Below are 16,428 nucleotides of genomic sequence, written 5' to 3'. Positions count from 1 at the left end.
AGCCGCCGGACCAACTCGCCACGCTCGTCCTCAGACAGGACGACCTCAACCGCAGCAGAGCCGGAACGCACCATAGCGACAGAGTAGTACTTACCCGCCTAATTTCTGACGGGGCACACTAGTGCTGTGACCGCCAAGGTCAGCCCGTCGCCTTGATCGGCGCTGGCGCCCCCTGGTGGCTACGAAACCGGCCCGGTTACGACCACCACAGGGCTCAAATAGCGATCATGGGGACGCCAGGACCGGGCGAACCCTGTCGGAGGCGGCACTAGCCGGCAGATCGGCGCCGACGTCAGCCGCTGCCGCTAGGCGCCTTTGCCGCCGTCATCGTCATCGTCGGTGGTCTCCTCGGGGACGGCGTCGGGGCGATGAGCGGTCAGCCACGCGTCCACGTCGGCCTTGAGCCAGATGCGCATGTGGTCGGCCGTGCCTGCGGGCGCGGGGTAGGACGGGCGCCGGGTGAGCTGGTACGCGCGCGTACGGCCCACCTTTAGGCGCTTCATCAGGTAGCCGATGGTTACGAAGCGCTCCACCTTGCGGACGGTAGGACTGATGGGTGCGACACTGTCGGGTACGACAGAGCCGGGAGCGTCAGGAGGAGCCGTGCCCAAGCAGGACTGGACGTCCAACCAAGACCAGGCAGCAGAACACGAGCCAGCCGGGAGACTCACATCGACYGGAGCCGACGAGCCGGCCGCGCCAGCGACCGCGCCGCACGACACGAGGGGACCCCGGACCCGCCGTGCCGGGCTGGCCACCCGTCTCGGCCCGCACGGCGCTCGTCCGGCCAGCCCGGCTCGGGTGGGTGCGGCGCCCGAGGCGGAGGAGATCCCGTGGGCGGACGAGGTGGCGGCGGCGGTCGCCACGGTCGGCCTCGCACTGTCGCCCCCCGGGGAGCGAACCGACGACGACCAGCGGCCGGACACCGACCGCCAGCCGGATCCCGCGACGGCCCCGGCCGCCGAGGACGGCGCCGCCGCGACGACCGCCACGACCGCCACGACCGACGAGGCCGACGAGGCCGACGACGAAATCGAGCCGGAGGACTTCGCCGAGTCCTTCTTCTGGCGCTCGGCGGTCCACGACGGCCCGGCGACGCCGTGGCGCTCCCTGTTCAGCTGACGGGCGGGCGACCAGTGGTGGCGACGGAGGGCGCACACGTGTTCATCACCAGGCACGACACCAGTGAGGACGGGGAGACGGTCGTGGGTAGCGCGGCACGGGTCGTCGTGCCGGACACCGAGAGCATCAGGAGCGCGGGAAACACGGAAGACGCCGGGCGGGCGGGGCGGTCCCAGCTGGTCAGCCTGGCGCTGCCCGACCGGGCCGGCCTGCTGCTGCGGCGAGCCCCCGGGCCCGCGACCCCGGAGCACGCCGGCCGCCTGGTCGAGCGGCGGTCCCGGGCGGTCGTCGGGGACGCGTGGGCCGACCTGCACTTCGTCGAGCTGGCGCGGGGCGAGCTCGTCCGGGTGGCGCTGAGCATGGCGAGGCTCGCGCATGTCCGAACCGTCGTCGTGTGCCCGGCGGGGGTCTCGCCGGGGCGGACCGCGCTGGCGCTGGCGGTCGCCGGCATGCTGCAACAGCGGCGGGCGAGCCAGGCGCCGGTCGTGACGTGCGCGGTGTGCCCGCCCCTCGGTGACGGCAGGACGGCCATTCCGCACGAGGTCCGGGTCGCGGCCGCCGGCCAGGTCCAGGAACGCCTCGTCTGGGAGATCGTCACCTGGGACGACCTAAAATCAACTACCCTGGTGAACTAGCAGGTATGACCGACACGCAAGCACTGCGGGTGGTGYTGTATTGCTGCCGTACCACCGCGTGGAGGCTTAGCGATCCCTTCGGTACGGCCTCGGACGAGGATTTTGCGGAGGCTCTTAGCGCCAAGCGGGAGTCGTAGCCCGCAGTCAGGTCACAGTGGGACCAGGGAAACCTGATCCCACTGGCGACCCGACTGGAGTACGACGACGTTGGACACCGTCGCTCCTTGTTCGCTGGCCTTCTCAACGGTCCAGTCGGCAACCGAAAATCTTTAGCAGGACATATAGCCTCCGTCGGGATCCGCGGACACGTCCAGGCTAAAGTCGCGGGGATCCGGCCCGAGCACATCGTCCGGTCCATCGTCGAAGTCACCTGGAAACATCACAGACAGAAACACGGCGACACCGTCGACGGACTTAGAGAAGCACAGTCTCGCGCCGTACCAGACCCGTTGACCGGGATAGATGTCGTCGGCGTCCTTCAGCGTCCAGCCTGCTGCGGGCGCAGCGTGACGGTAGAACTCCGCCACCTCAGTGACCGTGTTGTCCGCGGGGCGGTAGGTCCGGCTCGCATACGGGGTGCCCGAGCTGTCGCCACAGCCGTAGCCGGCACCCCGATCCGCAAGAGTCGCACCGACGGGACGCACTCCAAGCACTGAAAGGTTGTTCAGGCTCTTGGCAAGGCGCATATCCTCGGCCGTGCATTCGTCCTCCACGTCGGGCAGCGTCAGGCAGCCCGGCCATCAAGAGTGCTCCCACCGGCAAACAGAACATCATCACGGCCGACGTCGTCCGACCACGGCCTCTGTTCGTCACGACGTAAGGATAGGCGGCAGCGCAAGTGAGCACGAGGCCATCCGACCACAGCGCTGCCGAGCGACTACTCCTCAAACCGCTCCTGGTAGATGGCGTCTGCGCCTTTATAGAAGCCGGAGCGGTAGGACGGTGTATCGCGACCGGTGTGACGCAGGGGAGTGCGTAGCCATGGCCGATGCAGCGCCACAGGCCGTCCTGGACGAGAAGGTCGACGTCGAGTACCGGCAGTTCTTCGTCAAGGACGAGGGCTTCTACGAAGCCTGCGTAGACGGACGGTTCGAGACCCCGTCGTGGCTTGCGGCGGGGTCCCGACCTTCTTGGCCCCATCCCACCACGCCCGGGGCTCGACAGGAAGTGATCACATAGCCCTGCGCCCGCAGGTCGGCTAGCTCGCGGTCGATCGGCTGACAACTCGGCCTGCCCGGAAGGCGCCCGTCGCCGGGCAGCCTGGCCGGGCCGCGACGTCGTTCACCGCGGGCTACCCGAAGAGGGGCGGGATCCGGATCTTCCCGATGTCGATCTTCCATTCCCGGTCGCCAGATGGTCCGGGTGGACCTGGCGGTCCGGGAGGTCCGGAAGGTCCGACCGGCCCTGCCGGTCCGGCGGGCCCAGCCGGTCCGGCAGGCCCGGCAGGCCCGGCAGGCCCAGGCGGCCCGGCAGGCCCGGCAGGCCCAGGCGGCCCGGCAGGCCCGGCAGGCCCAGGCGGTCCGGCGGGGCCGGTGCCGGAGCGCAGCAGAACCGACGTGGTTGAAGGCTTCGAGGTCACCGTGGCACCGAACGGTGGTGTCGCGCTCGCGGTCGCCACGTTCTCGACTTTCCGCGCGTCGACGTCGGCCTGCGTGGTCACGTAGTTCGCCGTGCAGATCGTCGTCGCGGTGACGGCCAGTGTCGTCACCGGGCAGTCCACGGCCGACAGGCCGGACATCGGGTCGTTCACCACGAGGCCGGTGAGTGCGACCGGGCCGCGGTTGGTGATGATGTAGAGGTAGGTCAGCCGCTCACCCGCGGCGGTGAAGGACGTGGCGTTGACGGTCTTCACCAGCGACAGGACCGGTACCGACAGCGTCACGATCGACGGCTCGGAGACGACCGGCGGACCCGACGGCGGCGTGCCCGCCGCCCAGGCGCTGTTGCTGAACCCGCCCCGGTCGGCGTCGGCCTGCGTCGTGACATAGCTGGCGGTGCAGGTCGTCGACTGGCCCGGAGCGAGGCTCGTCGCGGCGCAGCGCACCGGTGACACACCTGCCAGAGCGTCGTACACGACCACGTTGGTCAGCGGCTGGCTGCTGGTGTTCGTCGCGACGTAGGTGAGGTCGATCGGCTCACCCGGGCCGGTGAACGACGTCTGGACGATGGACTTTCCCAGCGAGATCGTCGCCCTCGGCAGCAGGGTCGCGGACGTCTCCGCGGGCGCCGAGATTGCCGGGGGCCCGGACGGGGACTGCCCGGTCACTATCGACGGGGACTGCCCGGTCACTACCGCCTGGCTGTCCACCGAGCCCCGGGCGACGTCCTGGTTCGTGRTGCTGTAGTCGGCGGTGCAGGACATCGTCACGCCGGGCAGCAGCCCGTCGACGGGGCAGGAGATCGACCCGGTTTTCAGAGCCTCGGTGATTCTGATCTTCCCCAAGGGGAGATTGCCGGTGTTCGTCACCAGGTAGGTGTAGTGCAGGACCTGCTGTGTGACGGGGACGGTGGCTGGCGCCACCTGCGCCACGAGGGCGATGGCGGGATTCGGCTGCTGCGCGGGCCGGCCCGGTGTCGTCGTGACCGCCGGGGCGGAGGTCACCGGCGGCGAGCCGGCCGCCGCTCCGTAGGCGAACGCGTCGTTGCGGACCTGGCCGACGTTCGCGGCCGCGTCGGTGGTGAGGTAGGAGGCGGTGCAGGTCATCGCCGCGCCCGGGGCCAGCGTCGTCGCCGGGCAGGCGACCGGGGTCAGCCCGGGCAGGCCGTCCACGACGCGGACGCCGGACAGCCCGACGGGACCGGTGTTCGTCACCTGGTAGGAGTAGTCCAGCCGCTGGCCCGCGCCGACGAACTCGGCCGGCGCGGCGGACTTGGCCAGGGAGATCGCGCCGGCCGTGGGGGGGATGGGCCCGGCGCCCTCTCGTCGCCCGGTGGCGACCGCCGGCGGCAGGGTGGTCAGCTCGCCCGTCGGCGTGGTGGCGACGAGGCGKGCCACGTCCGAGATGAAGCCGGCGTCGACGTCGGCCTGGGTCGCGACGGTCTTGACCGTGCAGAAGCCCGTGTTGTTGATCGGGCCGCCGGGGCCGGCTGGGGGCACCGTCTTGGCGCAGAGCACGCCGGGGGCAGCCTGTGACGATTCCAGCGTGAGGTCGGTCAGCGTGACGTTTCCGGTTCTGACAAACTGGTAGGTGAAGGTGACCGGATCACCGGCCTTGCTGAAAGAGGTGGCCGAGCCCCCAAAACCTATCCCGATGCTCAGGTTCTGGAAGGCGTGCGCGAAGACGGTCGTGGCCGCCGACGTCCACCTGCCGGTGGCGAGCCGGCCGGTGACGACGGCAGTGATGTAGATCGATCCTCGGTTCACGTCCGTCTGGGTCGTCGTGGTCAGGCTGTTGCAGTTCATGGACTCACCGGGAGCGAGTTCCCCCTTGGGGCAGAAGAGGTCGGTGCCCGGCGGTGTCGTCGCCTGGATGGAGATCTCCTGCAGCGGCGTGGCACCAGTGTTGGCGACGACGAAGGTGACGGTCAGCGGAGATGACTGGGAACCAGGCGGGATAGAGAAGACGGGCGGAACTGCCGGGCCCACGACGCTGATCGAACCGGTCAGGGGTGGGAGCGTGGAGCTGGCGGAGCTGTGCGCCGGCGCCGAGGTCACCGGCGGGCCGGACGGCGGCGTGCCGTTCGCGACGGCGGTGTTCTCGACCMGCCCACGATCGACGTCCGCCTGGGTCGTCACGTAGGTGGCGCCGCAGGTGCTGGTTCCCCCGGGGGCCAGCTCTGTGGCCGAACAGGTCACCGGCGACACGCCGGCGAGCGCGTCGTGGACGACGACGTTCGTCAGCGGCGTGTCCCCGCTGTTCGTCACCAGGTAGGAGTAGTCGAGCGTCTGGCCGACGCCGGAGAACGAGCCCGGCGCCACGGACGTGGCCACCGTGATCGCGGGAGCCGGCGTCGCCGCGGCAGCGGACGGACCGCCGGGAGCGGGCGGTGTCGCGGCCATGGCCGGGGCCGCCGCGGCCGCCGCGGCCGTCAGCACGGTCAGCGCGACCACGGCCGGCACGAGCCAGGCCAGCGGGCCCGCGGATCCGGCCGACGCGAGCAGACGCGTCCGGCCCCGCGGTAGACGTCTCGACATGCTCGCTCCTCGGCCTGGACCGCCCGCCGACGCCCGGGACTCCGATGGGCCGGCAGCGGACGTCGATGGACCAGCACAGCGCGGTCATGCGTCCCAGCTAGTTACGGGACACGCCGGCGATGATTACACAGAGTGATCGAGCGTCGCGGAACTCGTGCGCGGCGCGTCGTCGCCGTCGGTGAGGTGGCCAGCGTGTCGGTGGCAACGGGCCATCCTGCGGCCCTCGTGCCGAGTCGGCCCGCGTGCGGCCGGCCCGGCGGGTCCGCGCCGAGCCGTTCGCGACGGTGTCAGGTGTCCGTCCCGATTGGTCATCCCTCACCAGGTTCATGAAAGAATCAGCAGGTCAATGGGGCGAGGGCTCTGGCGAAAGGCGGGCGAGCTCGTGGACACCACACTCGACGCCGCCGACCAGCCCCGCGCGCAGGCGGCTCTCGCCGGAGTCCAGCTGCTCGCCGCCGGGTACCTGGGGCTCAGCGTGGTGGCGCTGCTCGCGGCCCTCGTCCTGCGCGGCCAGGTCCCGATGGTCTACGCCGCGGCCGGCGGCCGCGTCCTGTCCGGCATCGTCGTGGTCATACTCTCCCGACGCGCCGCCCGCGGGATCCGCCAGGCGTTCCAGCGGCTGCGGATCGTCTCCGCCATCATCACCGTCACCGTCACGCCCGTGCTCGTCATGCCGCGCCTGCCGGGCTGGCTGAAGCTCGAACACGTCGCCTGCGGCCTGCTCATGCTGACCGTCGTCCTGCGCGTCAACGGCCACCGCCTCCGCTCGGCCTTCGCCACCGCCGTACCGGGCGCGGCCGACGGCACGCGCCAGCCCGGGCGACACCGTCAGCCCCGCCGCCACGACCCGACCGCGGCCCTGTTCAGGTCGGCCGGCCGGGGCGGCGGCCCGCCGAAGGACCCACAGCTGCCGCTGGCCGATTCGGTCCCGACGTAGCTCGGAGAGGATCCGGGACGACCGGTCCGGGACGCGGGAGCCGGCCCCCGTCAGGGGCGGCGCCCGGAGTCGGCCGGTCGGGTCGAAGGCGCGGCCGTCGTCGCGGACGTCCAACGCGTCGGCCTCCACCGATCCGTGGAGACCGACGGACCGGCGCGCCTCAGGAACCGACCGGCTCGTCCTCGGCTCGATCGGCGACGAGCTGGGCCACCTGGTTGCGCAGGAGCTTGCCGGTGGGGGTGTACGGAAGCTCCTCGACGAAGACCACCTCGTCGGGGGTGCGGGAGCCGCGCAGGCGGGCGCGGACATAGTCGCGCAGTTCGTCGGCGGTCGCCGTCTCGTCGGGCAGGACGACGACGGCGGCGATGATCTTCTGGCCCCAGGTGTCGTCGGGCGCGCCGAACACGGCGACGTCGCGCAGCTTCGGGTGCCGGCCGAGGACGTCCTCGATCTCGGCGGGGGCGATGTTCTCGCCGCCGCGGATGATGGTGTCGTCGCTGCGGCCCGTGATGAACACGTAGCCGTCGGCGTCGAGGTAGGCGCCGTCCTTGGTCGGGAACCAGCCCTCCTCGTCGAGTACCGAGCCCAGGCCCTCGTACTCGCCGGACACCTGCTCGCCGCGCACCCACAGCAGGCCAGGCTCGCCGACGCCGACCGGGTTGCCGGCCTCGTCGCGGATCTGGAACTCCACGCCAGGCACCGGACGGCCGGCCGAGCCAAGCCGGGCCCGCACCGCGGGGTCGTCGGAGGAGAACGCCTCGCGGTGGTCGTCGGGGCCGAGCACGGCGATCGTCGAGCTGGTCTCGGTCAGGCCGTAGGCGTTGACGAACCCGGTGTCCGGGAACGCGGCGAGCGCGGACTCGAGCACCTGTCCGGGCATCCGGGCGCCACCGTAGGCGAGGGAGCGCAGGTGCGGGGCCTCCGCCGGCTTGCCGTCGAGCAGCTCGACGATCCGCACCAGCATCGTCGGCACCAGCATGACGTTGCTGATCCGCTCGACGCGGACCGTGTCGAGCCAGACCCGCGCGTCGAAGTTCGGCAGGTAGCACAGCCGACGGCCTGAGTAGATGTTCGTCAGCACCGTGCCGACGCCCGCGATGTGGTACGGCGGGACGCTCACCAGGATCGCGTCGTCCTCCTCCGCCGAGGCGAACTCGACCGTCTGCAGGACGTAGGAGATCAGGTTCGAGTGCCGCAGGATGACCCGCTTGGGCGCGGACGTGGTGCCGCTGGTGAACAGCAGGACGCCGGTGGCGTCCGGGTCGACGTCCAGCGGGTCGAGGTCCGCGAACGGGTCCGCGTCGGGCAGCGGGGTGGCAGTGGCGGCGAACCACTCCTCGGTGGTGACGAGGCCCGCGACGCCGTCGACGCCCTCGACCGCGCCCCGGTAGACCTCGTCCGCGATGACCAGGGCGGCGCCGAGCTGGGCGATCTGGCCACGCAGCTGCTCGGCGGACAGGCGGTAGTTCAGCGGCGCGATCGGCACTCCGGCGGAGGCGGCGGCGAACAGGACGACGGGGAACGCCGGCCCATTGACGCCGATGAACGCCACCCGCTCGGCACCGGACGCCTTGATCGCGGCAGCGCCGGCGGCGACCCGGGCCCCCAGCTCCTCATATGACAATCCGCCACCGGAGCGCGAGCCCAGGGCGATTCGCTCGCCATAGGCGCCGCGGGCCATGTCCAGCAGCATCGCGATCGTCATCCGCACTCCCGCTCGTCAAGGGCCACAGGCAGACCGAGCGACCGCCTGCGACGCGCCCGCGGCGCGACACGGAAAGCCTGCTCAGGCCTGGGCATCAGTGTCTAGACGCTTGCATCCGGCGGTCAGGGCGCGCAACTGTTCGCAGCGATCGTCACAGGTCCGCCGGCGTGGCCGTCACACGTCTTTTAGCAGGAACCGCCGGCCGCCAGCCGGAAAAGATCGTCGTTCTACGATACGTACCGCCCGACATTCCTGGCGGCGCCAGGGCGGCGGCCACCCCCGGCCTGCGCTCACGGCGCCGATCCCGCCTGAACGACAGCCGGATGCCGGGGAAGGCGGCGCCACCCGAGGTTTGCCGATCATGCCGGTCACGCCGGTCGCCACGGGCACGCGCGCCGGTGGCCAACCCCTGATAGGAATCAAGTTCTAGGGGGCGAGACCTCGGCCGCCGCGGCCGTCGGGACGCGGATCGTCGGGCGACGTCCGTTGATTGCCGTTCTTTTAGGTAAGAATGTGGTTCTGGCCCTCGGCCAGCCACGCCCACGAACCAGCGACGCCACCCAGCGCGTCAGCGCCCGCGAAGGAGCTGCACATGTCCGTCGACGTCGAACGGCGTGGTCCGGTCACCGTCGTCACCATCAACCGGCCGAACGCCGGCAACTCGCTCGACGGCGCCACCATGACCGGGATCGGCTACGCCTTCGAGGAGGCGGCGAAGGACAACGAGGTCCGTGCCGTCGTCCTCACGGCCGCCGGCGAGAAGATCTTCTGCGCCGGCATGGACCTCAAGGCCTTCGTCACCCCGGGCGCGATGGAGGTGCAGGGCCCCGGCCTGGGCATCTTCATGCGGCAGGCGTACCCCAAGCCGATCATCGCGGCGGTCAACGGCACCGCCGTCGGCGGCGGCTTCGAGCTGGCGCTGTTCTGCGACCTCATCGTCGCCGCGGAGACCGCCAAGTTCGGCCTGCCCGAGGTCTCCCGCGGCCTGATCGCGGCCGGCGGCGGCACCCGCCTGCCGACCCGGGTGCCGCTCGCCTTCGCGCTCGAGCTCGGCCTCACCGGCAAGCCCGTCATGGCCGCGCGGCTCTACGAGGTGGGCCTGGTCAACCGGGTCGTCCCGGCCGCCGACGTGCTGACGACCGCGCTCGAGCTCGCGGACGCGATCGCGGACAACGGCCCGCTGGCCGTCCAGGTCACCAAGGCGCTGATGCACGGCGAGGTGCCGGCGGCCGACTGGGACGGCATCGGCAAGGCCGTGGCCCCGGTCTTCGCCAGCGAGGACGCCAAGGAGGGGGCGACCGCGTTCGCCCAGAAGCGCAAGCCGAACTGGGTCGGCCGCTGACCAGGCGCTGACCAGGCGCTGATGGGTGGCGAGCCGGGCCCGCGTACGCGGGCCCGGCTCGCGCCGGCGCCCGCCGGCGCCCGCCGGCGCCCCGCCATACTGGCCCGGTGGAACCCATCGCGCCGTCCGGGCGGCAGCTGGAGCTCAGCCATGCCGACAGCACCGTCACGATCGTCGAGGTCGGCGGCGGGCTGCGTGACTACCGGGTGGGCGGCGTCCGGGTGCTCGACGGCTACCCCGCCGACGCCATGGCGCCGCACAGCAGCGGCCAGCTGCTCGCGCCCTGGCCGAACCGGATCGCCGGCGGACGCTACCCATGGGGCGGGAAGACCCAGCAGCTCCCGATCAGCGAGGCCAAGACCGGCAACGCGATCCACGGCCTCGCCCGCTGGTCGGCCTGGGAGCTGGAGCGGACCGGCCCCGCGGCGGCCACCGCGTCGTTCGTGGTGCGTGCCCAGTCCGGCTACCCGTTCACCGTCGCCGTCAGCGCCGCATACCGACTCGGCGACGACGGCCTGACGGTCGCCATGACGGCGACCAACCTGTCGGCGACCCCCGCACCGGTCGGCCTGGGCGCCCATCCGTATCTGCTGGTTCCCGGGCCGGGCGGCGCGCCGGTGCGCGCCGACGACGTCACGCTCACCCTGCCGACGGAGCGGGTGCTGCTCGTCGACGACCGGTTGATCCCGACCGGGACCCAGGACGTCGCGGGTGGGCCGTTCGACTTCCGCGCCGCGCGCCCCGTCGGGCCGCTGATCATCGACCACTGCTTCGCCGCGCCGCGCCGCGACCCCGACGGCCGCGCTCGCGTCGTCCTCGCCGCGCCGGCCGGCGGCGGGTCCGTCACCGTCTGGATGGACGAGGCCTGGGACTACATCCAGGTGTTCACCGGCGACACGCTCAGCGCCCACGAGCGGCGCCGCAGCATCGCCGTCGAGCCGCAGACCTGCCCCGCTGACGCCTTCAACTCCGGTGAGGGACTACGCGTCCTGGAGCCCGGGGAGAGCTTCGGCGGCTCCTGGGGCATCTCCCCCGACCTGTGACACCGTCGTCCCACCATCCAGGTCCGTGAACGCCCCGCCTCGTTTCATCCCGTCGTCGATCCCGTCGTTGATCCCATCGTCGCCACGGCGCGCGCCGGCGGGAGCGGTACGGCGGTGGGGCCCGACGAGCAGGCAGCCGGCGACGGCGGCGATGGCCGCGAGTGTGCCGAGACCGGACTCGCCGGCAAGGTAGGCGAGGGCACTCGGCGAGGAGGCGACGACGATGGTCGAGGCGTAGTCCACCACGGAGTTGACCATGTTATGGGCGACGGCGACCGGCCAGATGCTGCCGCTGGCGTCGCGAAGCCACGCATAGAAGACCCCGGCGCAGGTGACCGCGAGAACCACGACGGGCGTGATGATCCACCGGCTCCCGTCGGCGTCGTAGCTGGCCGTCATGGTCAGCAGCGGAACGTGGAAGAGGCCGTGCAGGAAACCGGTGGCCACGGCCGCCCGGTTCCGGGGAAGGATGGACTGCAGCCGTGGCAGCAGGAAGCCCCGCCAGCCGATCTCCTCCCCCAGGATGACGACCGTGAACACCACGACCGTGAGGAAAAGGTCGGGCAGGGAGATGAGGACCTCGTGCACGCCGATCATGCCGGCCGCCCAGGCGATGACATACGGAACCGTGACCACCGCGGCGGGAACCAGGATGGCCGCCGGCCATAGTCGCCAGCCCGGCCGGTTCAGGCCCATGCCGGCCCAGATCTCCCGCCGACGGCCACGGGGCGTGAACCCGAAGGTCACGGCCACCACCGCGAGGGTCGGCACGAAAATCGACAGAAGCGGTGCTGGTCCGTCCCGACCCGGGAACAGGAGTGCGATGGCGATGACGGCGGCGTAGACGAGACCGATGAAAATCGTCGCCTGGCGCACCGCGGAACTGCGGCCGATCATGAATGTCTCCCGGTTCAGGCCGGCACCGACGCCGACCGGTCACCTGGAGAATCACGGTTGCGACCCGGCCGCCACATCGGGCGCGGGTCGCCGGCCTTCCTCACTTCAGAAGGACGTCCAGACCGGCGGCGTCATCCTTGCGAACGATTCCTGGGCGGGCGGCCTCCACATACGCTCCGCCCGTGGCCATGTCGACGCAGGTGCGGACCGCCCGTTCGCGGGCGGGCGGCACGATCGACGCCGCTCGTGGCAAGGTCCTGCTGCTGCTCGGCTCGGCCCTGCGTTCGCCGCGTTCCTCCCTTGAGGCCGCTCGTTCGCCGCGGGTGCCGCGGGTGTCACGCTCGCCGCGCCCGCGGTTGCTGGACAGCGTCGTCGCCGTCCCCGTCACGGTGGTCGTCGCCTGGCTGGTCGCCCATGTCGCGTGGCGGCAGACGGGGTTCGAGAGGCCTGACGCGCTCACCGTGGCGCTCGCGGTCGCGGGCACGGTGGTGATCGCCTGGCGGCGGGTGTACCCGCTCGCCGCGGTGACCGTCTGCACCTGCGCCATCGTCGTCATGACGCTGCGCGGGCACGACGTTACCGATGTGCTCCCACTCGTCGCCTGCGTGCTGCTGCTCTCGCTCGCCTACCATGGCGACCCACCGGCCGCGGCGGCCGGCCTCGGCATCGGTGCCGCCGGGTTCGGGATCGTCGTTCTCGCCCATCCGCCTGGGCTGGGGCCGGACAACGTGAGCTGGACGTACGGCCTCATCGGGGCGTCCTGGCTGAGCGGCCGGCTGCTGCGCGACCGCCGGGCCATGCTGGTGGCGCGGGCCGACACCGCCGAGCAGCGGGCGGCGGCCGAGGCGGACCGCGCGGCCCTGCTGGTGTCCGAGGAGAGGCTGCGCATAGCCCGGGAGCTGCACGACATCCTGTCCCACACGGTCAGCGTCATCGCCGTTCAGGCGACCGTGGGCGAGCACCTCGCGAACACCGACCCGGACGCCGCTGGACGGTCTCTCGGAGTCATCGGGGCGACCAGCCGCGACGCCCTCGACGAGCTACGCCGGCTGCTCGCGGTTCTGCGTGACGAGGGTGGCGAACCGGATGAGGACACCGCGGACCCGGTACACAGCCTCGCCGACGTCGAACCCCTGGTCCGCCGGTTCCAGGACGCCGGGCTGACCGTGCGGGTCGCGGTCGAGGGCGTGCCGCGGACGCTGTCCTCGGCGGCCGAGGCGTGCGGGTACCGCATCGTCCAGGAGGCGCTGACAAACGTCCTGCGACATGCCGGCGGAACCGCCGCCGACGTCGTCCTCGTCTACCGCCCCGATGCCCTGCTCGTGACGGTGAGCGACGACGGCAACGGAACGATCGTGGCGCCCGCCCGCGCTGGTCACGGCATTACCGGCATGCGGGAACGGGCCGCGCTCTTCGGCGGCGGGTTCAGCGCGGCCCCTCGCCCCGGCGGCGGTTTCGAGGTCCGCGCCGAACTGCCCCATCCGGAGCGCCCGTGATCAGAGTCGGGGTCGTCGAGGACCAGGAACTCGTCCGTAGCGGCTTCGTCGCGTTGCTCGACTCCGCGCAGGACATGGAGGTGGTCGGCCAGGCCGGCGACGGGCTGGAGGCCGTCGCGCTGGCCCGCCGCTGCCGGCCGGACGTGCTGCTGATGGACATCCGGATGCCCCACCTCGACGGCGTGGCCGCGACCAGGCGGATCGCGGAGGACCCGGCCACGGCCGACACCCGCGTGCTCATCCTGACCACCTTCGAGATCGACCGGTATGTGCACGAGGCTCTGCGCGCGGGCGCGAGCGGGTTCCTCCTCAAGGACGTCACGGCGGCCGACCTGCTGGCCGCGGTACGCGTCGTCGCCGCGGGCGAGGCACTGCTGGCGCCGCGGATCACCCGCCGGCTCATCACCCACTTCGCCACGGTGCCGGCGCCTTCCGCCCGTCATCAGGAGCTGGTGGGCCGGCTGACCTCCCGTGAGCGGGAGCTGCTCGCCGCGGTCGCCCAGGGCATGTCGAACGCCGAGATCTCCCAGCGGCTGTTCATCAGCCTGGCCACGACCAAGACCCATGTCAGCCACCTGCTCGACAAGCTCGGAGCGCGCGACCGCGTGCAGTTGACCATCCTCGCCTACGAGGCAGGAGTGGTGCGGCTCGGCCAGACCCCGCTCCCGGAGGCGGCGCCGTAGTTCACGAGATCAGCCAGTTCAGAAGTCGCTGCCGCCGTCGACGTTGATGTCGGCGCCGGTCATGTACGAGTTGGTCCTGGAGCCGACGAAGGCGATGACCGGGCCGATCTCCGCCGGGTCGCCCGCGCGTGGCAGGAACGCCGGGTGCCCGAAGTCCTCCCTGATGACGCGCATCGCGTCGGTGAGACTGTCCGGGTCGATGCCGCGGCTGGCGGGCAGCGCCCGCAGGTAGCCCTTCATGCCCTCGGACAGGTACGAGCCGGGCGAGACGGTGTTGACGAGGATCCCGTCGGGGGCGAGCGACTGCGCCAGGTTCTTGCTGAGGCTGGTCAGCGCCGCCTTGGCCGCCGTGTAGGCGACCAGGCCGGGCGACTGCCGTCGGGTCGAGTGCGCCGAGACGTTGACGATCCGGGCCCAGGCGGCGGCGCGCAGCAGTGGCAGCGCGGACCGCACCGTCCGCACCGCCGACAGCGTGCCGATGTCGAACGTCGCGACCCATTCCGCGTCGTCGGACCCCTCGAACCCCTTGATGCCCACCTCGACCGGCCCGGCCGCGTTCACGAGCACGTTCAGCTCACCCCAGCGGTCGTCCACCTCCGCGAAGGCGGCGGTCACCGACGCGGCGGCGGTCAGGTCGGTGACGATCCCGACCGCCTCGGCCGCGCCGAGCGCGAGCGCGCGTTCGGTGGTCTCGTCGAGCGCCGCCTTGCCGCGGGCGAGCACGGCGACACGCGCTCCCTCACGAGCGAAGCTCTCGACGGCCGCCCGACCCATCCCCTTCGAGCCCCCGCTGACGACGACGGCCGCGCCGCCCAAGCCAAGGTCCACCGGGTCTCCTTCTCCAACTTTCGCCAGTCCAGCTTTTCGCCAGCTCAGCTTTTCGCCAGCTCAGTCGAGCTTCTCGAAGATGGCGGCGATGCCCTGGCCGCCGCCGATGCACAGGGTCTCCAGGCCGTAGCGGGCGTCCCGCCGGTGCATCTCGTGCAGCAGGGTCGCGAGGATCCGCCCGCCGGTCGCGGCCACCGGGTGGCCGAGCGAGATGCCCGAGCCGTTGACGTTGATCCGCTCCCAGTCGGCCTCGGTCACGCCCCACTCCCGGGTGCAGGCGAGCACCTGGGCCGCGAACGCCTCGTTGACCTCGATCAGGTCCAGGTCGGCGAACTTCAGCCCGGCGCGCTCCAGCGCCTTCGCCGTCGCCGGCACCGGGCCGATCCCCATGGTGCGCGGCGGCACCCCGGCGACCGCCCACGAGACCAGCCGGGCCAGCGGGCGCAGCCCGAGACGTTCGGCCTCCTGCGGGTGGGTGACGATGCAGGCCGACGCGCCGTCGTTCTGGCCACTGGCGTTGCCGGCGGTGACGGTCGCCTCCGGGTCGCCCTTACCCATGATCGGTTTGAGCCTGGCCAGGGTTTCCAGCGAGGAGTCCGGCCGCGGGTGTTCGTCGGTGGTGACGACCACGCTTTCCCGCTTGCCGGGGACGGTGACCGGGATGATCTCGTCGTCGAACTTCCCGGCCCGCTGCGCGGCGACGGCCCGCTGATGCGAGCGCAGCGCCAGCTCGTCCTGCTCCGCCCGAGGGATCGAGTACTGGCTGCGCAGGTTCTCCGCCGTCTCGATCATCCCGCCCGGCACGGGGAAGTTCCTGCCGCCCGCGGTGACGCGCCCGCGCGCGAGCGCGTCGTGGAAGGTCAGGCCCCCGCCGCGCACGCCCCAGCGGCTCTCGTGGGAGAAGAACGGCGCGTTGCTCATGCTCTCCGCGCCACCAGCGATGATCAGATCGCTGACACCGGTCTGCACCTGCATCGCCGCGGTCACCAGGGTCTGCACCCCGGAGCCACAGCGACGGTCGACCTGCAGGCCGGGAACCTCGACCCCCAGCCCCGCGTCCAACGCGATGACCCGACCCAACGCCGGGGCCTCCATGCTCGGGTAGCAGCAACCGAACAGCACGTCGTCGACGTCCGCCGCCCCGAGCCCCGTCCGCTCCACCAGCGCACGCACCACCGCCGCACCCAGCTCGTGCACGGCCAACGGCCGCAACGAGCCGCCGTAACCACCCACCGGGGTTCGCACCGGACTGCAGATCACAGCGTCACGCATTCGTCCTCCACCGACAGTCCCGCGGCCAACGGCCTCGCCGGCTCGTGGCGGAGCCGACATCTGGTCGGTCCACGGTGACGCCCGAAGGCACCGCCCCGCAAACGGTCTCTCCCGACCGGCGGCGTCCGAAGGCAGCCGACCGCAAGACAGATGATCGGGGTCGCCGTCGACCGGCGTTCGGCGGCGACCCCGACGGGCCCACCATACGCAGGTTATATACATTATTCAACCAATGCTGGGAGCGGTTCGAGGGAGGGCCAACGGGTGAGCAGGTCGTCGCGCATCGCCCTGGCGAGCTGCCCCAGTTCCGCCAGCTCGCCGCCGCGGGCGGTC

General features: G+C 71.7%; 15 protein-coding genes. 8 read left to right on the top strand and 7 right to left on the bottom strand.

Annotated elements, in window-relative coordinates:
* Positions 1-305 precede the first annotated feature (305 nt).
* Positions 306-533, bottom strand: coding sequence for a hypothetical protein (locus tag BCD49_RS10595; RefSeq protein WP_007509702.1), 228 nt, complete (start codon positions 531-533; stop codon positions 306-308).
* Positions 534-603: 70 nt separating this feature from the next.
* Here BCD49_RS10595 and BCD49_RS43485 point away from each other — a divergent pair, with 70 nt between their 5' ends.
* Entirely contained in the window at positions 604-1,122 is a 519-nt protein-coding gene (locus BCD49_RS43485; protein ID WP_007509704.1) for a hypothetical protein, read from the top strand.
* 38 nt (positions 1,123-1,160) lie between these two features.
* A complete protein-coding gene (locus BCD49_RS10585) occupies positions 1,161-1,757 on the top strand; it encodes a hypothetical protein (protein ID WP_007509707.1) in 597 nt (198 codons plus the stop codon).
* A gap of 269 nt (positions 1,758-2,026) precedes the next feature.
* On the opposite strand, the gene BCD49_RS10580 is transcribed toward BCD49_RS10585, so the two are convergent.
* Positions 2,027-2,470 carry a hypothetical protein gene (locus tag BCD49_RS10580; protein ID WP_232794199.1) on the bottom strand — a complete coding sequence of 148 codons (444 nt, stop codon included), beginning with the start codon at positions 2,468-2,470 and terminating at the stop codon, positions 2,027-2,029.
* Between the two features lie 268 nt (positions 2,471-2,738).
* On the opposite strand from BCD49_RS10580, the gene BCD49_RS43100 reads away from it, so the two are divergent.
* On the top strand, positions 2,739-2,936 hold the full coding sequence (locus BCD49_RS43100) for a hypothetical protein (RefSeq protein ID WP_007509710.1): 198 nt from the start codon (positions 2,739-2,741) through the stop codon (positions 2,934-2,936).
* Positions 2,937-3,048: 112 nt separating this feature from the next.
* On the opposite strand, the gene BCD49_RS10575 is transcribed toward BCD49_RS43100, so the two are convergent.
* Positions 3,049-5,892 carry a DUF7507 domain-containing protein gene (locus BCD49_RS10575; RefSeq protein WP_071041439.1) on the bottom strand — a complete coding sequence of 948 codons (2,844 nt, stop codon included), beginning with the start codon at positions 5,890-5,892 and terminating at the stop codon, positions 3,049-3,051.
* Between the two features lie 382 nt (positions 5,893-6,274).
* Between BCD49_RS10575 and BCD49_RS10570 the strand changes: the two genes are divergently transcribed.
* Entirely contained in the window at positions 6,275-6,829 is a 555-nt protein-coding gene (locus tag BCD49_RS10570) for a hypothetical protein (RefSeq protein WP_007509714.1), read from the top strand.
* A 160-nt stretch (positions 6,830-6,989) separates the two neighbouring features.
* Here the strand turns inward: BCD49_RS10570 and BCD49_RS10565 are convergent, their stop codons facing one another.
* Positions 6,990-8,534 carry a class I adenylate-forming enzyme family protein gene (locus BCD49_RS10565; RefSeq protein ID WP_007509716.1) on the bottom strand — a complete coding sequence of 515 codons (1,545 nt, stop codon included), beginning with the start codon at positions 8,532-8,534 and terminating at the stop codon, positions 6,990-6,992.
* Positions 8,535-9,126: 592 nt separating this feature from the next.
* Between BCD49_RS10565 and BCD49_RS10560 the strand changes: the two genes are divergently transcribed.
* Positions 9,127-9,876, top strand: coding sequence for an enoyl-CoA hydratase-related protein (locus BCD49_RS10560; protein WP_007509718.1), 750 nt, complete (start codon positions 9,127-9,129; stop codon positions 9,874-9,876).
* Between the two features lie 107 nt (positions 9,877-9,983).
* Positions 9,984-10,919: an aldose 1-epimerase family protein gene (locus BCD49_RS10555; protein ID WP_007509719.1), complete on the top strand. Its 936-nt coding sequence runs from the start codon at positions 9,984-9,986 to the stop codon at positions 10,917-10,919.
* Here BCD49_RS10555 and BCD49_RS10550 read toward each other — a convergent pair.
* Positions 10,857-11,816 (bottom strand): type II CAAX endopeptidase family protein, encoded by a 960-nt coding sequence (locus BCD49_RS10550; RefSeq protein ID WP_007509721.1) that lies wholly within the window; start codon positions 11,814-11,816, stop codon positions 10,857-10,859. The two genes, BCD49_RS10555 and BCD49_RS10550, sit on opposite strands and share 63 nt — an antisense overlap.
* 188 nt (positions 11,817-12,004) lie before the next feature.
* Here BCD49_RS10550 and BCD49_RS10545 point away from each other — a divergent pair, with 188 nt between their 5' ends.
* Positions 12,005-13,312: a sensor histidine kinase gene (locus tag BCD49_RS10545; RefSeq protein WP_007509722.1), complete on the top strand. Its 1,308-nt coding sequence runs from the start codon at positions 12,005-12,007 to the stop codon at positions 13,310-13,312.
* The gene (locus BCD49_RS10540; RefSeq protein WP_007509724.1) at positions 13,309-13,995 is read left to right on the top strand and encodes a response regulator; all 687 of its coding nucleotides are present in this window, start codon (positions 13,309-13,311) and stop codon (positions 13,993-13,995) included. Before BCD49_RS10545 ends, BCD49_RS10540 begins: the two co-directional genes overlap by 4 nt.
* Before the next feature lie 18 nt (positions 13,996-14,013).
* On the opposite strand, the gene BCD49_RS10535 is transcribed toward BCD49_RS10540, so the two are convergent.
* Both BCD49_RS10535 and BCD49_RS10530 read right to left on the bottom strand, forming a co-directional pair.
* The gene (locus BCD49_RS10535; RefSeq protein WP_007509727.1) at positions 14,014-14,823 is read right to left on the bottom strand and encodes an SDR family NAD(P)-dependent oxidoreductase; all 810 of its coding nucleotides are present in this window, start codon (positions 14,821-14,823) and stop codon (positions 14,014-14,016) included.
* Positions 14,824-14,883: 60 nt separating this feature from the next.
* Positions 14,884-16,095, bottom strand: a complete 1,212-nt coding sequence (locus BCD49_RS10530; protein WP_007509729.1) for an acetyl-CoA C-acetyltransferase — start codon at positions 16,093-16,095, stop codon at positions 14,884-14,886.
* Positions 16,096-16,428 lie beyond the last annotated feature (333 nt).

It is taken from the genome of Pseudofrankia sp. EUN1h, assembly GCF_001854645.1.
GTDB classification, from domain to species: Bacteria; Actinomycetota; Actinomycetes; order Frankiales; family Frankiaceae; genus Pseudofrankia; species Pseudofrankia saprophytica.
This window is presented reverse-complemented; position numbering and strand designations above follow the sequence as displayed.

Bases quoted from the DNA above. Each gene is read 5' to 3' on its own strand.
- BCD49_RS43100 (WP_007509710.1), top strand. From the start codon at position 2,739: ATGGCCGATGCAGCGCCACAGGCCGTCCTGGACGAGAAGGTCGACGTC.
- BCD49_RS10565 (WP_007509716.1), bottom strand. From the start codon at position 8,534: ATGACGATCGCGATGCTGCTGGACATGGCCCGCGGCGCCTATGGCGAG.
- BCD49_RS10560 (WP_007509718.1), top strand. From the start codon at position 9,127: ATGTCCGTCGACGTCGAACGGCGTGGTCCGGTCACCGTCGTCACCATC.
- BCD49_RS10550 (WP_007509721.1), bottom strand. From the start codon at position 11,816: ATGATCGGCCGCAGTTCCGCGGTGCGCCAGGCGACGATTTTCATCGGT.
- BCD49_RS10545 (WP_007509722.1), top strand. From the start codon at position 12,005: ATGTCGACGCAGGTGCGGACCGCCCGTTCGCGGGCGGGCGGCACGATC.
- BCD49_RS10530 (WP_007509729.1), bottom strand. From the start codon at position 16,095: ATGCGTGACGCTGTGATCTGCAGTCCGGTGCGAACCCCGGTGGGTGGT.